The organism is Paenibacillus algorifonticola (assembly GCF_000971975.1).
In the GTDB taxonomy this organism is placed as follows: Bacteria; Bacillota; Bacilli; order Paenibacillales; family Paenibacillaceae; genus Pristimantibacillus; species Pristimantibacillus algorifonticola.
Window position 1 is genome coordinate 1 of sequence record NZ_LAQO01000006.1, and the last position, 21595, is coordinate 21595.

At 48.8% G+C, this 21595-nt stretch carries 25 protein-coding genes and 1 pseudogene; 14 read left to right on the plus strand and 12 right to left on the minus strand.

What is annotated here, in order from left to right; genetic code table 11:
- Positions 1-123: 123 nt before the first annotated feature.
- Positions 124-873, minus strand: a complete 750-nt coding sequence (locus WH37_RS13635) for a CPBP family intramembrane glutamic endopeptidase (protein ID WP_046231158.1) — start codon at positions 871-873, stop codon at positions 124-126.
- On the minus strand, positions 848-1402 hold the full coding sequence (locus WH37_RS13640; protein WP_046231159.1) for a helix-turn-helix transcriptional regulator: 555 nt from the start codon (positions 1400-1402) through the stop codon (positions 848-850). Before WH37_RS13640 ends, WH37_RS13635 begins: the two co-directional genes overlap by 26 nt.
- 233 nt (positions 1403-1635) lie before the next feature.
- Between WH37_RS13640 and WH37_RS13645 the strand changes: the two genes are divergently transcribed.
- Together WH37_RS13645 and WH37_RS13650 are read left to right on the plus strand one after the other, a co-directional pair.
- On the plus strand, positions 1636-1851 hold the full coding sequence (locus tag WH37_RS13645; RefSeq protein ID WP_046231160.1) for a helix-turn-helix transcriptional regulator: 216 nt from the start codon (positions 1636-1638) through the stop codon (positions 1849-1851).
- Complete coding sequence (locus tag WH37_RS13650) at positions 1848-2561, plus strand: DUF3169 family protein (protein WP_046231161.1); 714 nt, start codon at positions 1848-1850, stop codon at positions 2559-2561. The genes WH37_RS13645 and WH37_RS13650 overlap by 4 nt, the downstream gene beginning before the upstream one ends.
- Here WH37_RS13650 and WH37_RS13655 read toward each other — a convergent pair.
- A complete protein-coding gene (locus WH37_RS13655) occupies positions 2512-3219 on the minus strand; it encodes a hypothetical protein (protein WP_046231162.1) in 708 nt (235 codons plus the stop codon). The genes WH37_RS13650 and WH37_RS13655 overlap by 50 nt on opposite strands.
- 305 nt (positions 3220-3524) lie before the next feature.
- Between WH37_RS13655 and WH37_RS13660 the strand changes: the two genes are divergently transcribed.
- Both WH37_RS13660 and WH37_RS13665 read left to right on the plus strand, forming a co-directional pair.
- A complete protein-coding gene (locus WH37_RS13660) occupies positions 3525-3866 on the plus strand; it encodes a sigma-70 RNA polymerase sigma factor region 4 domain-containing protein (protein WP_046231163.1) in 342 nt (113 codons plus the stop codon).
- Positions 3818-4042 carry a hypothetical protein gene (locus tag WH37_RS13665; RefSeq protein ID WP_231594237.1) on the plus strand — a complete coding sequence of 75 codons (225 nt, stop codon included), beginning with the start codon at positions 3818-3820 and terminating at the stop codon, positions 4040-4042. Before WH37_RS13660 ends, WH37_RS13665 begins: the two co-directional genes overlap by 49 nt.
- Before the next feature lie 51 nt (positions 4043-4093).
- Here the strand turns inward: WH37_RS13665 and WH37_RS13670 are convergent, their stop codons facing one another.
- Positions 4094-4729, minus strand: coding sequence for a DUF1361 domain-containing protein (locus tag WH37_RS13670; protein ID WP_052736970.1), 636 nt, complete (start codon positions 4727-4729; stop codon positions 4094-4096).
- A gap of 757 nt (positions 4730-5486) precedes the next feature.
- On the opposite strand from WH37_RS13670, the gene WH37_RS13675 reads away from it, so the two are divergent.
- Both WH37_RS13675 and WH37_RS13680 read left to right on the plus strand, forming a co-directional pair.
- Positions 5487-5774, plus strand: a complete 288-nt coding sequence (locus tag WH37_RS13675) for a putative quinol monooxygenase (protein WP_046231166.1) — start codon at positions 5487-5489, stop codon at positions 5772-5774.
- A gap of 14 nt (positions 5775-5788) precedes the next feature.
- A complete protein-coding gene (locus tag WH37_RS13680) occupies positions 5789-6202 on the plus strand; it encodes an organic hydroperoxide resistance protein (protein WP_046231167.1) in 414 nt (137 codons plus the stop codon).
- A 77-nt stretch (positions 6203-6279) separates the two neighbouring features.
- Here WH37_RS13680 and WH37_RS13685 read toward each other — a convergent pair whose 3' ends face one another.
- Positions 6280-6714, minus strand: coding sequence for an Lrp/AsnC family transcriptional regulator (locus tag WH37_RS13685; RefSeq protein WP_046231168.1), 435 nt, complete (start codon positions 6712-6714; stop codon positions 6280-6282).
- Positions 6715-6957: 243 nt separating this feature from the next.
- Here WH37_RS13685 and tnpA point away from each other — a divergent pair.
- The 3 genes and pseudogenes from tnpA (at position 6958) to WH37_RS13700 (ending at position 9147) form a co-directional block, all read left to right on the plus strand.
- A pseudogene (gene tnpA, locus WH37_RS13690) lies at positions 6958-7359 on the plus strand (IS200/IS605 family transposase).
- A gap of 6 nt (positions 7360-7365) precedes the next feature.
- A complete protein-coding gene (gene tnpB, locus WH37_RS13695) occupies positions 7366-8469 on the plus strand; it encodes an IS200/IS605 family element RNA-guided endonuclease TnpB (protein ID WP_046231169.1) in 1104 nt (367 codons plus the stop codon).
- A 201-nt stretch (positions 8470-8670) separates the two neighbouring features.
- On the plus strand, positions 8671-9147 hold the full coding sequence (locus tag WH37_RS13700; RefSeq protein ID WP_046231170.1) for a VOC family protein: 477 nt from the start codon (positions 8671-8673) through the stop codon (positions 9145-9147).
- A gap of 126 nt (positions 9148-9273) precedes the next feature.
- Here the strand turns inward: WH37_RS13700 and WH37_RS13705 are convergent, their stop codons facing one another.
- The 3 genes from WH37_RS13705 to WH37_RS13715 all read right to left on the minus strand — a co-directional run bounded on the left by WH37_RS13705 (position 9274) and on the right by WH37_RS13715 (position 11003).
- Positions 9274-9741: a hypothetical protein gene (locus WH37_RS13705; protein ID WP_231594238.1), complete on the minus strand. Its 468-nt coding sequence runs from the start codon at positions 9739-9741 to the stop codon at positions 9274-9276.
- Positions 9731-10156, minus strand: a complete 426-nt coding sequence (locus tag WH37_RS13710) for a YkvA family protein (RefSeq protein ID WP_082110799.1) — start codon at positions 10154-10156, stop codon at positions 9731-9733. Before WH37_RS13710 ends, WH37_RS13705 begins: the two co-directional genes overlap by 11 nt.
- A 223-nt stretch (positions 10157-10379) precedes the next feature.
- Positions 10380-11003 (minus strand): acetate uptake transporter, encoded by a 624-nt coding sequence (locus WH37_RS13715; RefSeq protein WP_046231171.1) that lies wholly within the window; start codon positions 11001-11003, stop codon positions 10380-10382.
- A gap of 296 nt (positions 11004-11299) precedes the next feature.
- Between WH37_RS13715 and WH37_RS13720 the strand changes: the two genes are divergently transcribed.
- Positions 11300-11590, plus strand: a complete 291-nt coding sequence (locus tag WH37_RS13720) for a hypothetical protein (protein ID WP_046231172.1) — start codon at positions 11300-11302, stop codon at positions 11588-11590.
- 245 nt (positions 11591-11835) lie between these two features.
- The gene (locus WH37_RS13725) at positions 11836-14364 is read left to right on the plus strand and encodes a glycoside hydrolase family 3 N-terminal domain-containing protein (protein WP_052736971.1); all 2529 of its coding nucleotides are present in this window, start codon (positions 11836-11838) and stop codon (positions 14362-14364) included.
- Positions 14365-14581: 217 nt separating this feature from the next.
- Here WH37_RS13725 and WH37_RS13730 read toward each other — a convergent pair whose 3' ends face one another.
- On the minus strand, positions 14582-15301 hold the full coding sequence (locus tag WH37_RS13730) for a 3-ketoacyl-ACP reductase (protein WP_046231173.1): 720 nt from the start codon (positions 15299-15301) through the stop codon (positions 14582-14584).
- A gap of 125 nt (positions 15302-15426) precedes the next feature.
- Between WH37_RS13730 and WH37_RS13735 the strand changes: the two genes are divergently transcribed.
- The 3 genes from WH37_RS13735 (at position 15427) to WH37_RS13745 (ending at position 19117) form a co-directional block, all read left to right on the plus strand.
- Positions 15427-16359, plus strand: coding sequence for a helix-turn-helix transcriptional regulator (locus WH37_RS13735; RefSeq protein WP_046231174.1), 933 nt, complete (start codon positions 15427-15429; stop codon positions 16357-16359).
- Positions 16360-16674: 315 nt separating this feature from the next.
- Positions 16675-17178, plus strand: a complete 504-nt coding sequence (locus tag WH37_RS13740) for a GyrI-like domain-containing protein (RefSeq protein ID WP_046231175.1) — start codon at positions 16675-16677, stop codon at positions 17176-17178.
- A gap of 154 nt (positions 17179-17332) precedes the next feature.
- Positions 17333-19117, plus strand: a complete 1785-nt coding sequence (locus tag WH37_RS13745) for a WD40 repeat domain-containing protein (RefSeq protein WP_046231176.1) — start codon at positions 17333-17335, stop codon at positions 19115-19117.
- Positions 19118-19196: 79 nt separating this feature from the next.
- Here WH37_RS13745 and WH37_RS13750 read toward each other — a convergent pair whose 3' ends face one another.
- The 3 genes from WH37_RS13750 to WH37_RS13760 form a co-directional block, all read right to left on the minus strand.
- Positions 19197-19622, minus strand: a complete 426-nt coding sequence (locus tag WH37_RS13750) for a DUF1878 family protein (RefSeq protein ID WP_046231177.1) — start codon at positions 19620-19622, stop codon at positions 19197-19199.
- 161 nt (positions 19623-19783) lie between these two features.
- Positions 19784-20617, minus strand: coding sequence for a carbohydrate ABC transporter permease (locus WH37_RS13755; protein WP_046231178.1), 834 nt, complete (start codon positions 20615-20617; stop codon positions 19784-19786).
- A gap of 26 nt (positions 20618-20643) precedes the next feature.
- Positions 20644-21519, minus strand: a complete 876-nt coding sequence (locus WH37_RS13760) for a carbohydrate ABC transporter permease (RefSeq protein ID WP_046231179.1) — start codon at positions 21517-21519, stop codon at positions 20644-20646.
- Positions 21520-21595 lie beyond the last annotated feature (76 nt).

The following is a 21595-nucleotide window of genomic DNA, read 5'->3' on the forward strand; positions in this document are numbered from 1 at the left end:
AATTCAGGACCAAGGCCGCTTAACTAATCTTTATTTTTTATACTGTCTACTTGACGGGGTGCAGTTCAAGCTGGCGGGGGTCTCTTTGCGTTTTGAAGCTTATAGACAGCTTTACGACAGGCGTTACGCCGATGCTTTCCCCTTTTTCAAGCTGATGCCTACCCATACGCAATGCGCCGCAAGGATAGCGATAATAAGCAAATCGGGGCCGATAGAGGTACGTTCATTGCCAAGAAACTGAATCAGGTTATGTACAAAATGGAACAAAATCAGCGGTACAATGTTGCGATTTTTCACCATTAATAACGCAAGGGAAAGGCCAACCACCAAGGAATAGACGATTTGAATCGTCGTATCTACCGCATTTTGCCCCGATAAAGCGTTCAAAATATGAGTGACGCCAAACAAAAGGCTGGACACAATGACCGCGGTTGAAGCCGATTTGCGCAGCAGGATGTTCAGAATAAGGCCGCGGTAAACCGTCTCCTCTACAAAGCCGACAAGCAAGGTGAAAAAGATGAAAAAATAAATTTGGCCCGGCGTAAGCGCCTTGAGCCCATTCGTGCCAATAACGATCAGCACAGCAACGAGCGGAAGGTAATACTTCCAGCCGCCATGCGGAATGGCAGACAGCGGGCGAAAGCCGGCAAAGCCCCATTTTTTCCGCAAAGTTAAATAGACGATCAAGGCAAGCGCAATGGGGATGAAAGATAGCAGGACAGGTGCTGTATAATCCAGTTCTTTAATGGTGGCGTAAGCCCCGGCAGCGGATACGGCGAACAGCAGCAGCAGCTGGATGATAATGATGGCGAGCACAGGTCTATTTTCAGAAAAAGCAGGTTTAGGTTTAGTTTTCGTTAGGATTTCGGTCATCGTTTAAATTTTTCCTCTCTTTAATCGCTTGAATCCACTTCTGTTCCATTAGAAAATAGTCGAGCCCGTAGGACAGCACAGACACGCGATAGTAGTAGTTTTCCGGATTCGGCACTTCTTTCAGCTCTCCAGCAACAATGCCTTCAACGGCCTTCAGCCTGCCAATTTCCTGACCCAGCCGCATCTGGTATTCACTAAGGCGCTGCTGGCGGGTGTCTTCATCTAAATAGTCGAAAAAGAAAACCTTCAGCAGCAGCTCGCTTCGCGACAGCTGAATCGGTTCAGCCAGCCAGGCGAGAAAGGTGGCTTTGCCTTCTGGCAGCAGCGTGTAGAGCTTTTTATTTTTGCTATGATCCAGCTCTGCCGAAACGCTTACCCAGCGCTTGGTCTCCAGACGCTTTAAGGCGGGATACAAGCTGCCGAAGCTCGCCCGATAGAAAATGCCAACGGAATGGTCAATCGTCTTCTTCATGTCATAGCCGCTCATCGGCTGCTCCATCAAAAGGCCCAGTATAATGTATTCGAGCATCGTGATTCACTTCCATTCAGGTGTATGAATTTGTTTATAATGTATCTACTCGATATATCTATTTGATATATATGAGTATACCTGGTTTTGGAAATTCGTCAATCCTTTTTTTGTGAAAAAGCAGGATCGCATGTTTGCGAGGCATAGAGTTTGTAAGTTTTATTTATTATTTTGACAACTTTAATTTACATTATGTCATGTATCCTGTATATTAGTCACATGGAGGTGGCGGTATGAAGCTTGATAATCGGGTTCGAGAATTACGGGCTCGTTTTCGAATGAGCCAGACGGAGCTGGCTGAAGCCATCGATGTCTCCCGGCAAACGATCAGCTTAATTGAACGGGGCGACTATTCGCCGTCAGTGGTTTTGGCGCTCAAGATGGCAAAGCTGTTTAAGGAGCCAGTGGAATTTATTTTTATATTGAATGATGGGGAGGAATTTCAATGAGCAAGGGGAAATCGCAAAAGCTGCAATGGGTGCTTATTATTGTTATAGGTGCGCTTTTAGGCTTTGGAGTAAGTTATTTTGGCATGTCCAATTCAGGGAAGCTGAATTTCGAAGGGATTTCGGTGGGCCTGTTTCGTCTTGATGTGATCCATATGCTGTTTCTGCTAGCTTCTGTGGGAACTTGGGCAGCGAGCGTAAGGTACTGCCTGAAATTTAACCAAGAGGAGGATAAGGAAAAAGGAGAGAAGCTGCTCAGCTCCAGCATGATGCTGAACACCTTCGGCACGTATACAGCAATCGTTGGCAGCATGACGCTGCTTTCACAAATGATTATTGAGGACTTGCATGGCAAGCCTGTGCTCGCTCTTTTGATTATTTCGATTTTACTGGTGCTGGCACACATTCGGCTGCAATCGCTGTTGTTTAAAGTGTTTAACCGCAATTTTCCGAAGCGGGTTTTTGACACCGGACGCCCTTTTGGAGCAAAACAGGCCTATATGGACAAGCTGGATGAGGCGGAGAAATTCATTGTGTATAAAGCGTCGTATCGCGCCTTCAACATGATCAATAACACGCTGTATGCGCTCGTATTTGTCACCTTTGCCTACTCTGCGTTAAGCAGCTTTCAATTGTTTCCGTTCCTCCTCCTGTTAGTTTTGTTTATCGTGAACAATTTAGCGTATTACAAGGAGACGCAGAAGTTCCAGTAGCAAGCTGGCGTTTTGTGGCTGCACGAGCTTTAATCAATAAAATCACGCCTATTAACGTTTGAATACAGCCAATAAGGACGAAAATCCAAGGAAACACATAGCCGAGATAGTTAGCGGTGACGGGAACGACGGCTAATTTATAACCCATTTCATAATAACCGCTTCGTTTGACCAGGCTGATATCCAGATAATTATCTGAGTGATTGTCGATATCAACAGAAGTGGCGGTTACTTGTTGGTCGGGGGAGATATAGAAAAGATGAAAGGTTTTCTCCCCAGGCATGGTTTGTACGATGGCTATTTGATCCTGCTTATGTCCACGCTCATCGTTGTTATGAAGGCGAAACACATCAATCCAAACCCCGTCATAAAAATTTCCATCCTCATGGGCAGGAACGTTCATTCGCTCAACAAGGGGAGTATCGTTCAGCAGCACCTGCAGCTCATACCGATCTCCACTTGGCTTCGTTACAATCTCAACCTCGTTACCATTCAACTGACCACGGTTTTCTATCATATCGAGCTTATCGATTGCATAGTGTTTGGATAGCGACTTGGCAATTCTGTCTTCTCTATTCAGCATATAAATCGGATTCAGCGAGGCAATAGCGACCCAGAGGCCCAATACTAGGAAAAATAAGCCGAATACTTTTTTCATGGCGAGTCGCTCCTGTTTCAATTCATGAGTATGATCCGCGGCCTGTTGGAGAAACCGTGTATACGGGTCGCGTTAAATTCAACAAAAAAATTAATGTAATCAATAAATGGCTTCCTTATCTTTAATGTAACCTTTATTTAAACATTTCCACAGTTCTAACTTTAATAGTACCTGTATCCATGTGTTTTTTGCCCGTCCGTTTTCAGTCCGCTTTGTGTCCGTTAGATGTCCTCTAATAACATCCTAAAATTGTTATAATTATCCTAACGAATGAGATGATTATGACATAGAGGAGGCTTAAGCAGATGGATGAAGAGAAGACCGTTATTGATTTTTATAAAAAAGAACTCTACCGCATCGGCTGGCGCATTCAGTATCAGGCGAAAAAGCAGCGCAAGCATGAATGCTCGCTCACTTATGATCCCATCCGCCTAGATACCGGTTCTGCGCAGATGGAACAGAAAATACTTGTGCAGCAGCTGCTTGCTGCGCTCCCTTCTCAGACGGGCCGAACAGTCATTCATGAGCTGTATTTGCAGGACAAGACGGAAGCGCAGGTAGCCAAGGCGCTGAACATGAGCCAGCAGGCGGTGAATAAATGGAAGCAAAAAACGTTGAAGCAGCTATGTCAGATGATGAGTTCCTGAGGCTGCTCGATTTGGTTCAGCAAAATGACGAGCAGGCGACGCTTGCGCTGATCCGATTTTTTGAGCCGGAGATGAAGCGGATCAGCCGTTTTATCCGTATGCCGCAAGAGGATGCCGTGCAGAGCATGACTGCTGAGCTGCTTGCTTTTTTCAAGGAAGGACAAGCAACCCCCTAGCTCAAATCGGATAGGGGGTTATATACATTTAGGAACTTGTGCACTCGATCTCTACCGCCTCATCCAAGTAAACGCATAAAACACCACATAAAAAAACAAAGTGAAGGCAAAGATCGACAACGTGAAGGGGATAAGCAGCAATTCTGCCTTCGCATTCGTTACAATCTCATAGAGCTGGCCGAATACGACATGCGGTCTAGCCCATACATCCCAAGTATTCCAGCGTACAAACCTGCCGATATAGATTCCGAAGCTGCTGAGCAGCAAAATAACAACAGCGAACAGCCAGCCGGTAACAATGCCAAAGGCTTGGCGGACAAGCTGATGCAGGGAATACAGTGAGACGACGCTTAGCAGCACGCCAACCGAAGCCGCCGTTAGAAAAATAAATAGATGCTGCCAAAATTCCATCGTCTGGACAAAATGCCCGCCTCCATCGGCCTGAACCCGCATAAAGGGATGCAGCATGTCCGTGATCAAATAAGCGGCATTTGGATAGAAGAGCAGCCATACCAGTCCGAGAGGTAGCAAAATTAGCATCTTCACCGCTGTCTGCATCTTCTTTAAATAAAAAGCTGCCAGCTCAATGATTAAGGAAAGTCCCAGTGGAACCCACGCCAGAAACACATCCCAATCCAAAAATAAATAAATTTCGCGGCCCGTTACCGCTCTTAAGTGATCTGCCAAAGTGAGGCTTGCTATAGTAGCCGCCAATAAGAAGGCAATAATAATAGCTTTGCTGCGCAGCTGCTTATTTTCCCAAAAATTCAGTGTGAACCCTCCTTGTTTGTTTTCCTATATATGTATAACGTTTGTTTTAGGATTTTGTTGCTAGGGCGTGTATGCAATTACTACCTGCACAAAGATAGACTTGGCGGACACAGAAGCCGCTAATGCGCTGCAAATGACCACTTTGCTGGGATGAAATGGGCGATAACGGATTTCCTGTCCGCTTACGGTCTGAAATCGGCTCAAAAGCCAGAATAGCGGAACCTCTGTCCTTCAAAAAAAGAGTGAGCATTCCGAGCTGTGGGGATTCGGAAACGAGCGCAGGCTGCGGCTCACCAGCCTTGAATCATCAGATGAGATTGGCCTCGAATAAGCACTAAGCAAGCAGCGGCAGGCCGGCCGGCACTGGTTTGCATACACAGCCTAGTCAAAAAAGATATATCGTTCGGTTGGTGCCGAACGTATTGGCTCAATACGCCTTCCAAATCTAAAGCGATTAGTTATGGATACAGCGTTGCAGAATTTTTTTGTTAAAGACAGTTGACAGCGGCGCAGTGATGCGCTAATATTGGTTTTATCAAATTAAATTTTATACAATTTACTTGCGAGCCCAACTGGCATTAAGCCATCGTTTCCTATTTATAGGGATATCATCCGGGAAATTGGGTAATAAGAAGGTAGGGCATTGCAGCACACAGCATGGAGGTAGGCGCAGATGATTATTGTGCAAGCTTTTCTAAAGGTACAAGCAGAGGCACGTGAGGCTTTTATCGAGCAGACGAAAATGCTGATCGCCGCGACGCGGCAGGAGCCGGGCAATATAAGCTACAAGCTGTATGAGGACGCGGAGCAGCCAAGCCATTTTGTGATGCTGGAAGAATGGCAGGATCAGCAGGCGATTGACGAGCATAACGGATCGGAGCACTATACGGCATTTGCTGGATATGCCCGCGGCGTATTGGCCGCACCGCCAGAACTTAAACTTTCTACACCAAAACCATAACGGAGGCGATTGATATGCAAAATTTATACACAGCAACAGTAACAGCAGTAGGCGGAAGAGACGGTCAGCTTAAATCCGAGGACGGCATTTTGGAATTAGCGATTCGCGCACCTAAGGAGCTTGGCGGCCCAGGCGGCGCAACAAATCCGGAGCAGCTTTTTGCTGGCGGTTATGCGGCCTGCTTTGAAAGTGCCCTGAACGTTGTCGCAAGAATGAAAAAGATCAAGGTTGAGAAAACGCAGGTTACGGCGCATGTCACGATCGGCAAGGAAGACGATGGCGGCTACGGTCTGGAAGCGAAGCTGGACATCTCCGTAGTCGGCGTGGATGCGGATGTAGCGAAGGAGCTTGTTGAAGCGGCGCATCAGGTTTGCCCTTACTCAAGAGCAACAAGAGGCAACATTAAAGTGGAACTGAACATCGTTTAATCGCAGATAAAGCCATCCTTGGCGGGATGGCTTTTTTTCGTAAGCGGGCATGCAGGATGCTCAGCCAACCGAAAACATTAGAGTAAAACCCTGTTCTCGATTATATTTTTCATACTAATATGCGATTTGGATGCTCCAAGCGTGACCAAAGTATCTTGAAATGCGGCGGCCTCTCCGACAGAGCCGGTTTGTATTTTAATTAAATAATTATATTCCCCGCTAATTCGAAATAAGTCCGTTACTTCGTCAGCGTTGTGGCAGAAATCGACCAGCTCTTGGCATTGCTCTGTTTTCACGAGAATAAAGGTGGTCATTCCTCGATTTAGCTCCTGCAAGCGGAATACGGTTGTATACGAAGCTATAATGTTTTTCTCTTCCAGTTTCATTATTCTTTCTTTAACCGAAGGAGGGGACATGGCGTTTTGTTTGCTGATCTGTGAGATGGGCATTCTTGCATTTTGCTGAAGCAGCTGCATAATTTTTTTATCAATGTCATCAATGAGATGATCCATTATAAGCACCTCCTAGGCTTTACTTTAAAAAATAAGTTCGTTTAGCTGAATTAACTTTGATGAATAGTTTTCGCAAACTCGTGACTTCAGTCGTGAGTTAGAAAACTTCGGATAGGGTGTGGTAAATGCCACGTTAACTATCCGACACATGTTTAAGTGACTATTGCAAAAATCCCTTTAGTATCAAGGTTTCTATAGGAAAATAACACTGACATCTGTTATTCTGTAGTCAGAGGTGACTAGATGTCAGAAATAAAGCATGGTCGTGGTTACGTCTACGCCATTCAGTACCACATCGTATGGTGTGTAAAGTACCGACACAAGATTCTTGTCGAAGAAATAGACGTAAGACTAAAAGAAATTCTTGTTCAGATTGCATAGGGTAACCACTTCACGATATCTGAAATGGAAAGTGACTCCGACCACATTCATCTTTTAGTGGACTGTACACCACAGCATTCGATACCTAGTATGATGAAAGCATTAATAGGTGTTTCCGCGAGACTTTTGTGTAAAGAGTTTCCAACGATTAAACCGAAATTGTGGGGAGGGAATCTTTGGAATCCTTCTTATTTTGTTGCAACCGTAAGCGAACATACAGAAGCACAGATCAGAACGTATATTCAAAATCAGAAAGTGAGGTGAAAAGCAATGATCGTAAATAAAGCTTACAAATTCCGCCTTTACCCCACGCCAGAACAAGCAACCCTCATTAACAAGACGATTGGATGCGCTCGATTTGTGTTTAATCGTTTTCTAGCCCTATGGAGCGACACCTACAAAGAGACAGGAAAAGGTTTATCCTATGGTGCATGTTCTGCTGCACTCACCAAACTAAAACAAGAAATAGACTGGTTGAAAGAACCGGACAAATTTTCTTTACAAAATGCACTGAGGAATTTGAATGACGCCTACCATCGCTTTTTCAAAAAACAAAACGATGCGCCTAAGTATAAGAGTAAAAAGAATCCTGTACAGTCTTACCAAACCAACTACACGAATGGAAATATAGAAATGGTCGATAATCAGATCAAGTTACCTAAACTTGGACTTGTGAAATTGGCTAAAAGTCGTGAAGTTGAAGGACGCATCCTGAACGCTACGATTAGACGCAATCCAAGCGGCAAATACTTTGTATCTGTGCTTGCGGAAGTGGGCATCCATGAGTGGCCCAAAACAGGCAAAGAAGTGGGGATCGATGTTGGCTTGAAAGATTTTGCCATTCTATCCAATGGCGTAGTCGTTGGCAACCCTAAATTCTTTCGCAGACTGGAAGAAAAGCTGGCAAGGGCACAGCGAAAACTTTCGCGTATGCGGAAAGGCAGCAGCAATTGGAACAAGCATCGCATCAAAGTAGCGCGTATTCACGAGAAAATCACGAATGCCCGTACAGACTACTTGCACAAGATTTCAACGCATGTTGTCAAAAACCACGACATCATTGCGATTGAAGATTTACAGGTAGCCCATATGGTCAAGAATCATAAGTTAGCCAAGGCCATTAGCGAGGTTTCCTGGTCGATGTTTCGCTCCATGCTAGCGTACAAAGCGAAGTGGTATGGTCGCATCGTAGTGGCTGTGGGTAAAACATTCGCATCTTCGCAGCTATGCTCCTGCTGCGGCTATAAGCACAAAGAGGTAAAAGACTTAAAGTTGCGAGAATGGGACTGCCCCGCATGTGGAGCGCACCACGATCGAGACTTTAACGCAAGCCTGAACATTCTTGCCGAAGGCAAAAGACTTCTTGCTGTGTAACCCTTACACGAACTGTCGGAACGACAGGGTTAGCTTGGTACATTTCTCTTCATTAGAAGGGACGACCCAAGAATCTCGTGACTTTAGTCATGAGAGGTTCAAACATTAACTATTTTACCCGAATATCCTCATCTATCCTATGTATTTATCGCTATATTCCCCGTAAAATAAACGGCATATTCGAAACGGGAGCGATGGTAGATGAGTATAAAAGGGCTTGCCCATGTAGCGATTCAAGCTAAAAATTATCAAGAAACGATTGCTTTTTACACGCGGGCTTTAGGATTCAAGGTAGGGCATCATTGGAGTTTGCCGTCCTTTCAGATTGAGGAAGCTTCGATGCTGATTTCGCCTGATGGACGAACTTGTCTGGAAATTTTCGATAATGAGGCCGTCATTCCGGCACAAGGGAAAAAAGCTGCTTCTGACGAGGAAATAGCTCATGGGGCGCTGCTGCATCTGGCCTTTTATGTCAATCAAGTGGATGTGATCTATCAGAAGTCGCTTGCCCATGGAGCCAAGGCGTATATAGAGCCTAGCGAGCTTTCCCTTGGGGAACCGCCGCTGCTCGTAAGAAATGCGCTCGTCTATAGCCCGAATGGCGAGGTTATCGAGTTCATTGAGGATGTGGATTTTGATCGCTCAATCTTTCTGAAGGAAGAGCAGACGCTGCAATAAATGTAGCAGGTTGCTGTAAATGTAGCGGCTTTCTAGTTAGGATCGCTATAAAATAACGAAATGCGGCCCATGCGGCCGCATTTTTGGTGTGTATGGGGAAATAGCGCGACGACTGCTTGCGCTATATTACCTTCGTCTGCCTATCGCCAGCAGATCCCCCAGCACCCAGCCATATACGGCATGGCCAACGAGCCACCAGGTCCACGCGGCGCCGCTTCCAATGGAGGGCGTACGATCAGACAGAAGCGTAGTCGGAAACAGCACCAATCCAATCAGCAGGCTGACCGCAATAGCGGAATAGGTTTGCTTCACCGCAGACCAGCGAAGGCGCCTGAAGGCGAGGGCTAGTCCGATGCTGACGAGGGCGGATACGACCAAGTGCAGGACGAACTCGCCTAGCTCGGATAGCACGAGCTCGCTCAGCAGCGGAATATAATCGACATTTAGCAGCAGCGTGTAGACGGGTTGTCCGGTCAACTGCTGAACCGACTTCATATACAGTCCGAGCAGCACGCCAGCCCCCGAACCAACCGCAGCAGCGAGGGCAAGCGTTCGGGTTAAGCCGCTGTTGCCTGGCAAACGATTATTTCGCAAACCATTGCTCCGCCATCTCCGTATGCGCGTCCGTCACATGGATGCTGATGCTGCGATACGCCGCCCAGAATGCGGCTGCATCATCGGTATAGCCAATGCCAAGCACGAAGTCCGGGATCAAATCAATCGGCAGCAAAATATAAGCGAGCGCGCCAATGGCAATAACTTTAGCCGAAGTCGGCGTATTGGCGTCAATCGCGCAGTAGTACATGGCGACGGCGTGCTTCGCAAAAGGAATTTTTTTAGCGTGTTTTTTGATTTTCCGCAGAAAGCCTTGCTTCACATACTTTTCCTGTTTGGCGGAATCGCCAATTTTGGTCGTCCACTCATTCACATTCGGCGTATCCTCGGGTGCCGTCTGCTGCTCCTGTTCATCCTTAAAGCGGTACGGTTGGCCAGTAATCAAGTTATCCATTATCATTTGCCCCTTTCATTCATATAATCCATCTATTGCCTAACAGCTTCATAGCCTCAACCATCCTGACTTTAATCCTTCAAACTCTAGTCCTTCAAACCTCAAACCTACAAATGCAGGTTGTAATGCTTATACGTAGTTATACCCAAGTTTGATTCGTTTTGAAAATAAACCAAAAAACCGCCCCCGCGAATCGGCGCGAGAGGCGGTTAGTGAAGCGCAGCTATGCGCGCGGTTTGAAGATGCCGAACGGTTTGCCAATAGGCAGGAAGCTCCGGCCGAAATGAGCATTCAGCACGGAAGCGCCGCAGCCGTAAAGCGAGACGATGCCGATGGCGAGCTCGGAGTAGGCAGCCAGCGTATGGAAAATTTCAGGGGCAACGCTGAAAGCATCAAGCGTAAGTCCTAGGAACAATAGATCAATCAAGCAGAAAATGATCAGCAGTACGCGGTTCGTTTCAACCGCGCCAATCGTCATAAACAATGTAAATACGAGATAGCCAGCGAAGGCGAAGCCGAGCTGCTTGCCATCAACATCGCTTGCGAGTGCGGTGCCGAAGACACCCATTTTAAACATCCAGCTTGTTGCGACTGCAAACCAGAAAAACGCATATGCGCCGAAAGCTGTCGTACCGAATGTATTGTTCCGCTTGGAATCTTGAATGCAAGCGAATAACTGGGCGAAAGCGCCCAGGAAGATGGCCCATGGGATGACGAAGCTGTAGCCCGTCGTTATTCCAAGCTTTTGCGATGATGCGACCAGGGTGACGATGGCTAGTCCGAATAGGCCGAGGGCGCTCGGATCAGCATTAATAATTTTGACGTTCGATGATGATTCCTTTTGCATATAAGCCTCCAATAATCCTGCGATTTCCTTTGTTTCATGCGTATTCGCCGACTTCTAACGCACATTGAAATATTCTAACTGAATTCGAAACAAGAAGAAAGGGTATAATTCGTGTCCAAAAGTCGAAATTTATTTGAATAAGGTATTTAGTCATAATTAGGTTGGTTTAATAGGTAAATGGCGAATGCGCTGCGGGGCGAGATTCAGAAGTTTACTTTTGAGAAAGAGCAGGCTTAGATACGAAGGGGCCATTGTGATACAATGGCAGTAGACAGCCCATGAGGAGATGATGACAGATGAGCGAGCAAGGAAATGACCAAATCGACGAGCAGCAGCTGATCGCCTACATAACGAGTAAAACGAAGGCATCTGAAGCGGATGTAAAGCTTGTCCTTAAACATGAGATGACCTTCATTAACAATGCGCAGGAGAATGCTGCTGGCGAAGTCGAAGTTGACAGCGATGAGCTGGTCGATTACATCCTCAAGCAGCGTGATGTGAAGCTGGACGAGCTGACGGTTGAGACGATTCTTGATCTGGAAATGGAATATTTGATGGATCAAGGCGTAGCCGGTTATATCGATTAAGGTAAAATAAGGGAAGAAGCTTTCGGAGCGCCATTTGGGCGACCTCGGAAGCTTTTTTTTCATTCTAAAGCAACAAAATTCCATTTTAAGATAAATATTAGTCCTTTACCGAAGCTTCCTAAGCCGCCATACTGGTCGCAATTGTGCTAACAAATAGTCGTCTTATCGGTAGTGAGGGTGCAGGCATACGGGTTATAGTCAAACTAATCTGATGCAGCACTTTTAATGAAGAGAGGATGATAGCAATGAAGGGCGTATGGCATGGGCATGTGAAAATGGGGGCAGCCTCCACGCTGTTTATTTTTACCGTAGAGGAATGGGATGGCGATTACCGTCTTGCGGTGCATTCGGTACCGGGTATATACAGCTTTGAGGCAGGCGGCCTGAAAGCCGAGGGAAGCAAGGGCAATGAGCTTAAGGCGACCGGGTATCTGGCGATGTTTGGCGCGGATATGACGGCTCAGCTTATATTTGGAGAAACGTTTCTCACCGGCACAGTGACTTTGCCGTTTGGCGGTCCATTTCCGCTTGAAGGCAAGAAAGGACAGCCATCCTTCCGCAATGAGTCCCTTGTATCGAAAGCCGCTGAGGTACAGGGTGCGGCAGTCGTAGAGCGAACGGATGCGGAAATTCGCGAGCAGGTAGAGCAGCTGCTGGGGCGGATGAGCGTGGAGGAGAAAATCGGACAGATGAGTCAGGTCGGCGCGTCAAACTTCTCGTTCGGCGGCGATGTGGAGAGCGAGCCAGTTGAGGTGCTGATTGCAAAAGGGAAGATTGGCTCGATATTAGGCGCCTTCGATATGAATCAGGTGCTGGAGCTGCAAAGGATTGCGGTCGAGCAGTCGCCGCTCCGCATTCCGCTGCTGTTCAACGCCGATGTTATTCATGGCTTTCAGACGATTTTTCCAGTTCCGTTGGCCTGGTCATGCAGTTGGGATATGGAGGCGATTCGCAAAGCTTGCGCAATCGCAGCCAAGGAAGCTGCTGCTTCCGGCATTACGTATAATCATGCGCCAATGGTAGACGTTACACGCGATGCAAGGTGGGGAAGGGTAGTCGAAGGGGCGGGAGAAGACCCGTATCTTGGCGCAGCCATTGCCAAGGCGCAGGTAGAGGGTTTTCAGGGCGAAAGCTTGCTCGACCCGGATACGCTGATCGCCTGCTTGAAGCATTTTATCGCTTATGGCGCGGCGGAAGCCGGCAGGGATTACAACACGGTCGACATATCCGAGCGCACGCTGCGTGATGTATTTCTGCCGCCATTCCGGGCGGGGATCGAGGCGGGAGCCGGTTCGGTTATGAATGCTTTTAATTTGTACGATGGCATTCCGATTGCTGGGAATACCCGCATTTTGCGTGATCTGCTGCGCGAGGAGCTTGGGTTTGAGGGCATGCTGATTTCCGATTATGCTGCCATTGATGAGCTGGTCATTCATGGCGCTGCCGAGGGCGGCAAGGAGGCTGCCGCGCAAGCGCTGCATGCGACGATGGATATTGAAATGGTGACTAGGCTGTATGAGGGGCATCTTCCGGCGCTTCTCGCAGAAGGAAAAGTGGCCGAAGAGCAGCTGAATGCGGCAGTGCGCCGAATTTTGACCTATAAATTTAAAATCGGCATTATGGATGCCCCTTACCGTTACGTGAGGCCGGAAGAAGCTTACGAGCATTATTTGTCGCCCGAGCATCTGGAGGCAAGCCGTGTCGTAGCCCGCAAATCCATTGTGCTGCTGAAAAATAACGGCGTGCTGCCGCTTGCGCCAAGCCGTAAGCTGGCGGTTATTGGGCCGTTTGCCGCAAGCCGTGATTTGCTCGGCCCGTGGCAGTTTTCCAATTACGCGAGCGAGACGGCAACGCTGCTGCAAGGTTTGGCAGCGAAGGGCTTCACGCCTAAGCAGTTGCTGTATGCGGAAGGCTGCGGCGTGCATGAGCCGCTGGCCGGAGGCATCGAACGCGCAGTGGAGCAGGCGCTCCAAGCAGATATGGTGCTGCTGGCGCTGGGCGAGAGCAGCGATATGTCCGGCGAGGCGGCATCGCGTATGGATGTGACGCTGCCGGAAGCACAATTGGAGCTGGCTAAAGCGATTGCGCAGACAGGCAAGCCTGTCGTACTCATTTTGACGAATGGCCGTCCATTGGTGCTGGAGTGGTTTGAAAACCACATGTCTGCCATTGTGGAGAGCTGGTTCCTTGGCTCGCAGGCTGGACATGCTCTAGCGGATGTTCTTCTGGGCGATTACAATCCATCGGGCAAGCTGACGATGAGCTTTCCATACAAGGTTGGTCAGGTTCCAGTGTATTACAATCATTATCGGACAGGCCGTCCGCTTACGGAGAGCAACAGCAGCCAGAAGTTTATTTCCAAATACATCGATGGCCCGAATGAGCCCTTGTATCCATTTGGCTACGGCCTCAGCTATACGACATTTGCTTATTCAGAGCTTGCGCTTAGCCGCGCTGAGCTGCGCACAGGCGATACGCTGGAGGTCGCCATCACGGTGACGAATACAGGCAGCAGAGCAGGAGAAGAAATCGTGCAGCTGTACATTCAGGACGTTCACGGCAGTGTCGTTCGTCCGGTGAAGGAGCTGAAGGGGTTCCAGAAGCTGCTGCTGGAAGCGGGGGAAAGCCGTAAAGCGGTCTTCACCCTTTCGGAAGAACATTTGAAATTTACGACAGCGTCTATGCGTCACGAGGTGGAAGCTGGGCAGTTTAAGGTTTACGTAGGCGGAAGCTCTAGAGAGACGCTGACAGCTGAGTTTGAATGGCTGGCGTAGCCTCAAGCTCAAGAGCGGTTTAAGCCTCAAGGAAACCTGAAGTTTAGAGGGAGCATAAGCTTAAGATGGCTATGAAAAAGACAAGGAGGAGGGAAATCCCTCATTCCTTGTCTTTTTGGCGTTACAATGACTGTAGCACGCGGTGGTGCGATTGTGGTCATGCTGCGGATGCGGATGTAGGCGCGAATACACGCTAACCAATCCCGCCGCAATAACTCTACTGCGGATTCGTTGTCCAAATACCCGCTGTCTTAATGAAGACGCGTGGTGGCAGCGAAATGGCGGCAAGCGCAAGAGCTGCAACATCCTCGGGCTGCATCATGCGGTCCTCATCACCGATTTTTAGCCCGGCTTTCGTAGCCAGGTCAGTATTGACCGTGCTTGGTGTAAGCGCTGTAACGCGAATATTGTGCTTGCGCACCTCTTGCAGCAACGATTCGGTGAAGCCCAGCACTGCGAACTTGGATGCGCAGTAAGCGGAGCCGGTCGCAAAGCCGCGTTCTCCGGCTGTGGAAGCTACATTAATAATTTCGCCGCTATTTCTGGCAACCATGTCTGGCAGTACGGCGCGAGTCACATTGTAGGTGCCGAATAAATTGACATCCATCATGCTCTTCCACTCTTCCGGGTCCATATCCAGCACGGTGCCGAATTTGGCAATGCCTGCATTATTGATTAGAATATCAATAGGGCCAAGCTGCTCGGTAATCGAGGCAACCGCTGCCTGTACCTCTTGATTAACCGATACATCGGCAGCCGCTAGGCTGACCTGTATAGAATAATTGGCTTTCAGCGTCTCGGCGAGCGTCTCCAAATCGGAGACCGTTCGGGAAATAAGTCCAAGGCTGACGCCCTCCTTCGCAAGTGCATGGGCAATAGCCAGCCCGATGCCTTTGCCCGCGCCAGTAATAATCGCTGTTTTTCCGCTTAGTGTCATCTTCAATCGCTCCATTCATTAGGGAAATTGCTTCTCGTTTCTCCTCTCTATTATAAAGCTGTCAATAACCGGAATACAAATAAGCCCCAATAAGTGGGCGAATGCTACAAGTCAGGTGGGTCCGTATGAAAATAGATCGATTGCTCGGCATCGTCGTCCTGCTGCTTGGCAGGAAACGATGGAATGCGACCGAGCTTGCCGAGCGCTTTGAAGTATCGATTAAAACGATTTACCGCGATATGGAGACGCTGGGTTTAGCCGGAATTCCTGTTGCCTCCCATCACGGCGCAGCTGGCGGCTACGAAATTATGGAGCAGTACACGTTGAATCGGCAGCTTGCAAGCGCGAAGGAATGGAAGGCGCTGCTTGCTGCGGTGAAGGGAATTGCCTCAGCGCTAAATGATCAAGCCTATCATGAGCTGCTCACCAAGGTGAATGCACTGCTGCCGCAAGCTGCGCATGAGGAGCATGGCAGACAGGGCGAGGAGCTGGTATTGGATTTACAATCGTGGGGATCGGGACTGGATTTGAAGCCCAAGCTGGCCTTGCTCCAACAAGCGATTACAGAGAGCAGGGTGATTCACCTGCGTTACGCCAGCTCGGCGGGTAATGAAAGCGAGCGGGCGGTTGAGCCGGCAGCACTCATCATGAAAGGCTCCGTTTGGTATGTGCAGGCGTATTGCCGCGGGAAGCAGGGTTTTCGCATGTTTCGTTTGACGCGTATACTCGGCCTGTCGCTAATGCTGGAGCGCTTCGAGCCGCGGCAGTCGCCGCAGCTCGAAGGGCTGATCTGGCGCAGCGACTGGGCGGTAGATCAGGAGACGCCAATGCTTCTGCTCTTTCAGCCGCAGGTCAAGCATCGCGTATATGATGCTTTTCCAAGCGTATTTATTACCGAGCTTGCGGATGGCAGCTTGCAGGTGGCGGGTTCTTTTTCGCTGGATGAGTGGTTTTATGGCTTGCTGCTGAGCTTCTGCCAGCATGTGAGGGTGCTGGCTCCCGCTTATGCCGCTGAAGAAGTGAAGCGCAGGGCACAGCTTATTTTTGAAATATATTAATTTATAAGTGTCACCCTTATAATCGGCTTATATTTCACCCTCGAAACGGTAGCTTTGCCGCCAGAGGACGGCGACAGCCGTTTACGCTTGAAATATAGGAAAGGATATCCTAACGCTATCCTTTCTCTATATTTCTCGGAATGAAACGCGCCGCGCCGCCAGAGGACGGCTTTCGGCCGTTTCACCTTGCCCAATATTGAATCCGGACAGACAGCTGTCTGATATAGTGCGATAAGCTTTGGGTAAATCTAAGTAAGCATGGCGAAGCGGGTTGCGCATAGGTCGCCATGCTTATGGAAAAGAGGAAATGACGTTATGAAATCGACATTGGAGCAGCAAGCGGCCTTGAGGCTGATGGGCATTGGCGTTCGGACAACGAATCAGGAGGAAGCGGGGCAAAGTGGGCGCATTCCGGCGCTGTGGACACGGTATTTTCAGCTGGAAGGTGTGGAGGCCAGTAAGGCTCAAGCTCAAGACGATTTTATTTATGGGGTATATACCGATTATGAAACGGATGCAAGCGGCGCTTACACGGCTTTCATTGGACGTACCTATGATTTAGACCTTTCCATAACAACAGGGACAGCTGCCCCAGCAGACATGCAGCAAATTGTTGTGCCGGGCTCCATGTACCGGGTTTTCGAGACGAGGAGAGGGCGGGTGCCGCAGGTTGTCATCGAGGCCTGGCAGGATATTTGGGCTTATTATGAGACGGCTGCCGAGCAGCGGGCGTATTCGGGTGATTTTGAGCGGTATGATAAAAATGCTTTTCAGGATGGGGAAGCAGTCGTTCGCATTTATATCGCGATCAAAAGCTGAATTCTATTAAGCATTAAGCATTAGCCGTGAATGCGTCACATGATGCCCTATGCCCCGCCGTTAGATGAATGGCCTTTCCCTTTTGCTCGGGCGAGCTTTGCTGCGCTCCTGCGTTGGATGAGAGGATAACGGATAGATTGGAAGGGGAAGGCGAATGGTCAACACAAGCAAGATGAAACAAATAAAAAAGTGGAACCGGACCGGTGAATTTCATCGGTCCATTCAAGCGTTACAGGAGGCTGTCGTCATTCCAGCTGATATTCGAAGTGAAGCGGGCTGCCAGGAAGGCTTTGATACGCTGTACTTATATATAGAAGCGCAGCTTTACAGCGGGCATGTGGAGGAAGCAGAGGCGCATTACCCAGCGCTTCAATCGCTGCTGTATACGTGGAACGGGATTTATACTCACAGCTATACGGCCAATTATCAGCTGAATTTCATCCGGTCAGCGCTGGACTACGCGCTGGGGAGCAAGCTGGCAGCAGTGCGTGGCTTCGCCAGGCTGATGGAGTATGGCGCACAGCTTGATGCGCAGCTGCGGGCGGCGGTTTATTATTATTTTTCACTGGCGGACTATGAGGATTACAATGTGGTGGATGCGCGGGAAAAGCTGGGTTTAGCAAGGCGGGAGAAAGGTCCCACGCCCTTCGTTGTGGAGCGGTTCGACGAGTTGGAGCAGTGGATTGCCATTCGCGAAGCCCGGATGGAGTGGGAGCAGCTTGACCGCAGCACATCAACCTTTCGGCAAATTGGGGAGCTTGCAGGAGAGCAAGCAAGCAGCATCCATGAGCTCGCGCTGAATGCCGATGGCAGCTTGGCAGCCGTCCTCTATGAAGACGGCATCGTTCGCGTGTGGCGTACAGCGGATGGCCAGCTTCAAGCTGTAATCGCGAGGGGAAATGGCGAAGCTGTGGGCAAACGCCTAGAAAGCAAAGATACAGCACATAGAGCGGCATTGTGCTTCAGTCCGGACTCCAGCCTGCTGGCGGTTGGCACGGGGATTGGCGTAGTAGAGCTATTTCATGTCCATGGCGGGAAGCTGGGGCAGCACTGGGAGGTCTGTCCTGACATTCAGGCAGAGTGGCTTGGCGGTGGACATTCTCAGGGTTTGTATACGCATATCAGCTTTAGCAGCAATGGGCGTTATGTCGCCGTTATTCCAGTAGTAGAGGGCGATGTGCTTCCGTATGCAGATGGGGTGGATATGTCGTGTTTCCACACCGTATTTGTAATAGAGACTAGCGGCGGACAGTGTGTGCTGCAGCATGCGTTTCGCGAAGGGCGAATCGGTGCCGTTGCCTTCAGCGAGGATGAGCGGATGCTGGCTGTCGGCGTTATTGGCCAGGAGGTTGCTGTATGGGAGCTGAATACCGGCAGCATCGTATATTTTGATCATGATTTTGTAACGATGTCAGATCATGGACGCATGGTGTCGACGAGTACGATTGCTTTTGCCCATGGCAGCTCGATGCTTGCTTATCCGGCAAGCGATCATACGATTAAATTGATCAGCATGAGTGAATGGGGTGGCGTCTATACGATTCAGCGGCGGGCGATTGTGCTGGAGGAAGGCATTACGGTAAGCGCCATAACGTTTAGCGAAGATGGAGGAACGCTTATTTCGGCGGAGGATCACAGCCGCTGGAAACATGGATCGCTTAGTGTTTGGGATGTGGAGCGAGCGCAGCAGTTGTACACGGCCACAATTGAACGTTCCGTTGCTTTCGAGCTGGCCATTCACGAACAAGGCGATGAGCTATGGGTGCTTGCCGGTCCGGTCTTGGAAATCCGCAGGCTGAGTACACTGGAGCAGCTAAAAAGGCTGGACCCGTACCAGTGGCACAATTCCACAGCTACTTTGCAAAATGCCAGTGCGCTCGCTGATGATAGAGCCGCCTGCGCCATCGCTTTTAAAGGCAAGGTGCGTTTTTTCGGCTAACCGTAGAGCGCATGGCTGAAAATAGCATCGGCCTGCTGTCGCCGATTCAGACAGCAGTGATAAGCCGTTGAAGAAGGCTTTATTTTTGACTTAATAGCAGCTGGCATAGATCAGGATACACTTCCTGATTGCTGAGGGCCATAAGCAAATAATCAGGATTTACATCTTTCGGCACAACAGCCGAAGCATAGGCAACAAAATCACGATAGGATGGGGGAGCATCGGCATACAAAGGATGGTTTGGACTGGAAAATAGCGTATAGCGCTGCTGAATGTCGGCAACCTTTGCATTATAAAAGCTGATGCTATGCTCATCTCTAACGGCAGAAGCTCCCTTCATGCGATGATTTAACAGATAAAGCACATCATGCAGGGCTCTTGTTTGCTGCTCCGTAAAATGATGATCCAATAAAAAAAGGTAGAATGGAAACTCATCTTTCGCAATAATCGTCCTCATGAGCTTCATTTGATATTTCAACCGTTCTATTTCTTCATGTACATTCATCGAATTTCCCCGCTTCCTTTTCTTTACCAGCTTAATCTCTTCCTTAGTATACAGAAACAAACGTAAAGAAACCGTTTCTCGGCAAAATGGGAGCGTGAAGCTGCCATATGCCGAGGAGACGGTTTCTTTACGGTTTACGTGTTCAATCGTGAATAGGCAGCCTAGCCTTTCACAGAACCAGCGAGGCCTGATACGAAGTATTTCTGAAACGCGACATAGACGATGAGTACCGGTACGACTGAAATGAGCACTCCCGCGTTCATCAGCGGATAATTGGCCGAATATTGGCCGCGGAACGCCAGCAGCCCTGTCGTAATGGTGCGCATCGAATCTTTTGTAATAAAAATTTGGGCCAGCAGAAATTCATTCCAGGTCGCCATAAAATCAAAAATAAACAGCGTTGCAATGGCGGGCATCGATAATGGAATAATGATTTTGAAAAATTTCCCCATGACCCCGCAGCCGTCAATCAGTGCAGCTTCGTCAATTTCCTTGGGGATCGTGCGGAAAAATCCACGCAGGATCAAAATGCCGAACGGGATGCCGAAGCCCAAATAAATGAGAATAATGCCGGGATACGTATCGACAAGCCCAAGCTTGTTGAGAATCATATTGAGCGGAACGAGAGTAGCCTGCATCGGAACCATCATGCCGATGAGAAACAAGGCGAAGAGCCACTCGCTTCCCTTGAAAGCCAGCCGCGTCAGAGCAAAGGCGGCGAGCGCTTCAATTAAAATGCCAAGGGGAACCTTTACTAAGGCGATAAGCGCTGTATTTTTCATATACATGCTCATGCGCCCTTGCTCCCAAGCCTGCACAAAATTGTGCCACTGCAGCTTTTCGGGGAACATATAAAAAGGACGTGTCAGCAAGTCGCTGCTCGACTTCAAAGCTGTAAAGGCTATAAATAAAACGGGCAGCAGAAAGATGGCTGCTAATACTACGATTAAAACATATTTAAGTGCCTTACTGATGGGATGAACGCGCTGTTCCATCGGATGGACACCATCCTTCCTCCATATTACAAATGCGATTTTTTAGTGGTGTAATAAACATAAGGGATAATAATGACCAGCGTAATGAGAACTAAAAACATGGAAATGGCTGAGCCTGTGCCAATATTGGCAAATTTGAACGTCTGAATATACATCCACGAAGCCAGCACATGGGTGCTTTCCGCTGGGCCTCCGCCCGTCATCGCATAAATCAAATCGTATACCTTCATGGACGATACCATTGTGATGGCGACGACAATAACAAACGTTTCTCGCAGCAGCGGGACGGTAATAAACCAGAACATTTGCCGAGGCTTGGCACCATCAATGGTTGCCGCTTCATAAGGGTCCTGTGGAATCGTCTGTAGTCCAGCGAGAAACAGCACCATCGGCTGCCCAACGCCATTCCAGATGGCAGCCACGAACACCGCATATAGGGCGAATTTAGGTTCCGCCAGCCAAGCCTGTGCCCAACTGCCGAGCCCAATCAGCTCCAGCGCTTTATTGAATAATCCCTGCATGGGATTGTACATCCATGTCCAGATCGTCGCGACGATGACCCCGGATAATACGTAAGGGAAATAAAAAATGCCACGAAACACGATGCGGCCCTTCAGCTTCTGATTCAATAAAATCGCCAGCATAAGGCCGATTCCCATAATGATCGTCAAAGAGCCGAGCGTCCATAACAGATTGTTGGCGACCGCTCTTGGAAAGACGGAATCGTGCAGCAGCAAATCGGTGTAATTGCTTAAGCCGACAAATGTTTTTGTCGGCGCTACGCCGTTCCAGTTAAAGAAGCTGAGATACAGCGTGTAGAGCGTCGGGATAAATATAACGGCTATATAAATGAAAAGGGCGGGAAACACGAACAGCCAGGGCTTTAATACGCCGATTTTCAAGCTTCATTCCTCCTTGCGAATCAAGATGGAGCCGGCAAAGCAGCCGTGCTCCATCTTTTTTCTCTTTTGCAGCGCT

Excerpts from the sequence above, each read along its gene's own strand:
- WH37_RS13635 (WP_046231158.1), bottom strand. The coding sequence starts at position 873 with ATGACCGAAATCCTAACGAAAACTAAACCTAAACCTGCTTTTTCTGAA.
- WH37_RS13640 (WP_046231159.1), bottom strand. The coding sequence starts at position 1,402 with ATGCTCGAATACATTATACTGGGCCTTTTGATGGAGCAGCCGATGAGC.
- WH37_RS13645 (WP_046231160.1), top strand. The coding sequence starts at position 1,636 with ATGAAGCTTGATAATCGGGTTCGAGAATTACGGGCTCGTTTTCGAATG.
- WH37_RS13650 (WP_046231161.1), top strand. The coding sequence starts at position 1,848 with ATGAGCAAGGGGAAATCGCAAAAGCTGCAATGGGTGCTTATTATTGTT.
- WH37_RS13655 (WP_046231162.1), bottom strand. The coding sequence starts at position 3,219 with ATGAAAAAAGTATTCGGCTTATTTTTCCTAGTATTGGGCCTCTGGGTC.
- WH37_RS13660 (WP_046231163.1), top strand. The coding sequence starts at position 3,525 with ATGGATGAAGAGAAGACCGTTATTGATTTTTATAAAAAAGAACTCTAC.
- WH37_RS13665 (WP_231594237.1), top strand. The coding sequence starts at position 3,818 with ATGGAAGCAAAAAACGTTGAAGCAGCTATGTCAGATGATGAGTTCCTG.
- WH37_RS13675 (WP_046231166.1), top strand. The coding sequence starts at position 5,487 with ATGATTATTGTGCAAGCTTTTCTAAAGGTACAAGCAGAGGCACGTGAG.
- WH37_RS13680 (WP_046231167.1), top strand. The coding sequence starts at position 5,789 with ATGCAAAATTTATACACAGCAACAGTAACAGCAGTAGGCGGAAGAGAC.
- WH37_RS13685 (WP_046231168.1), bottom strand. The coding sequence starts at position 6,714 with ATGGATCATCTCATTGATGACATTGATAAAAAAATTATGCAGCTGCTT.
- tnpB (WP_046231169.1), top strand. The coding sequence starts at position 7,366 with ATGATCGTAAATAAAGCTTACAAATTCCGCCTTTACCCCACGCCAGAA.
- WH37_RS13700 (WP_046231170.1), top strand. The coding sequence starts at position 8,671 with ATGAGTATAAAAGGGCTTGCCCATGTAGCGATTCAAGCTAAAAATTAT.
- WH37_RS13710 (WP_082110799.1), bottom strand. The coding sequence starts at position 10,156 with ATGGATAACTTGATTACTGGCCAACCGTACCGCTTTAAGGATGAACAG.
- WH37_RS13715 (WP_046231171.1), bottom strand. The coding sequence starts at position 11,003 with ATGCAAAAGGAATCATCATCGAACGTCAAAATTATTAATGCTGATCCG.
- WH37_RS13720 (WP_046231172.1), top strand. The coding sequence starts at position 11,300 with ATGAGCGAGCAAGGAAATGACCAAATCGACGAGCAGCAGCTGATCGCC.
- WH37_RS13725 (WP_052736971.1), top strand. The coding sequence starts at position 11,836 with ATGAAGGGCGTATGGCATGGGCATGTGAAAATGGGGGCAGCCTCCACG.
- WH37_RS13730 (WP_046231173.1), bottom strand. The coding sequence starts at position 15,301 with ATGACACTAAGCGGAAAAACAGCGATTATTACTGGCGCGGGCAAAGGC.
- WH37_RS13735 (WP_046231174.1), top strand. The coding sequence starts at position 15,427 with ATGAAAATAGATCGATTGCTCGGCATCGTCGTCCTGCTGCTTGGCAGG.
- WH37_RS13740 (WP_046231175.1), top strand. The coding sequence starts at position 16,675 with ATGAAATCGACATTGGAGCAGCAAGCGGCCTTGAGGCTGATGGGCATT.
- WH37_RS13745 (WP_046231176.1), top strand. The coding sequence starts at position 17,333 with ATGGTCAACACAAGCAAGATGAAACAAATAAAAAAGTGGAACCGGACC.
- WH37_RS13750 (WP_046231177.1), bottom strand. The coding sequence starts at position 19,622 with ATGAATGTACATGAAGAAATAGAACGGTTGAAATATCAAATGAAGCTC.
- WH37_RS13755 (WP_046231178.1), bottom strand. The coding sequence starts at position 20,617 with ATGGAACAGCGCGTTCATCCCATCAGTAAGGCACTTAAATATGTTTTA.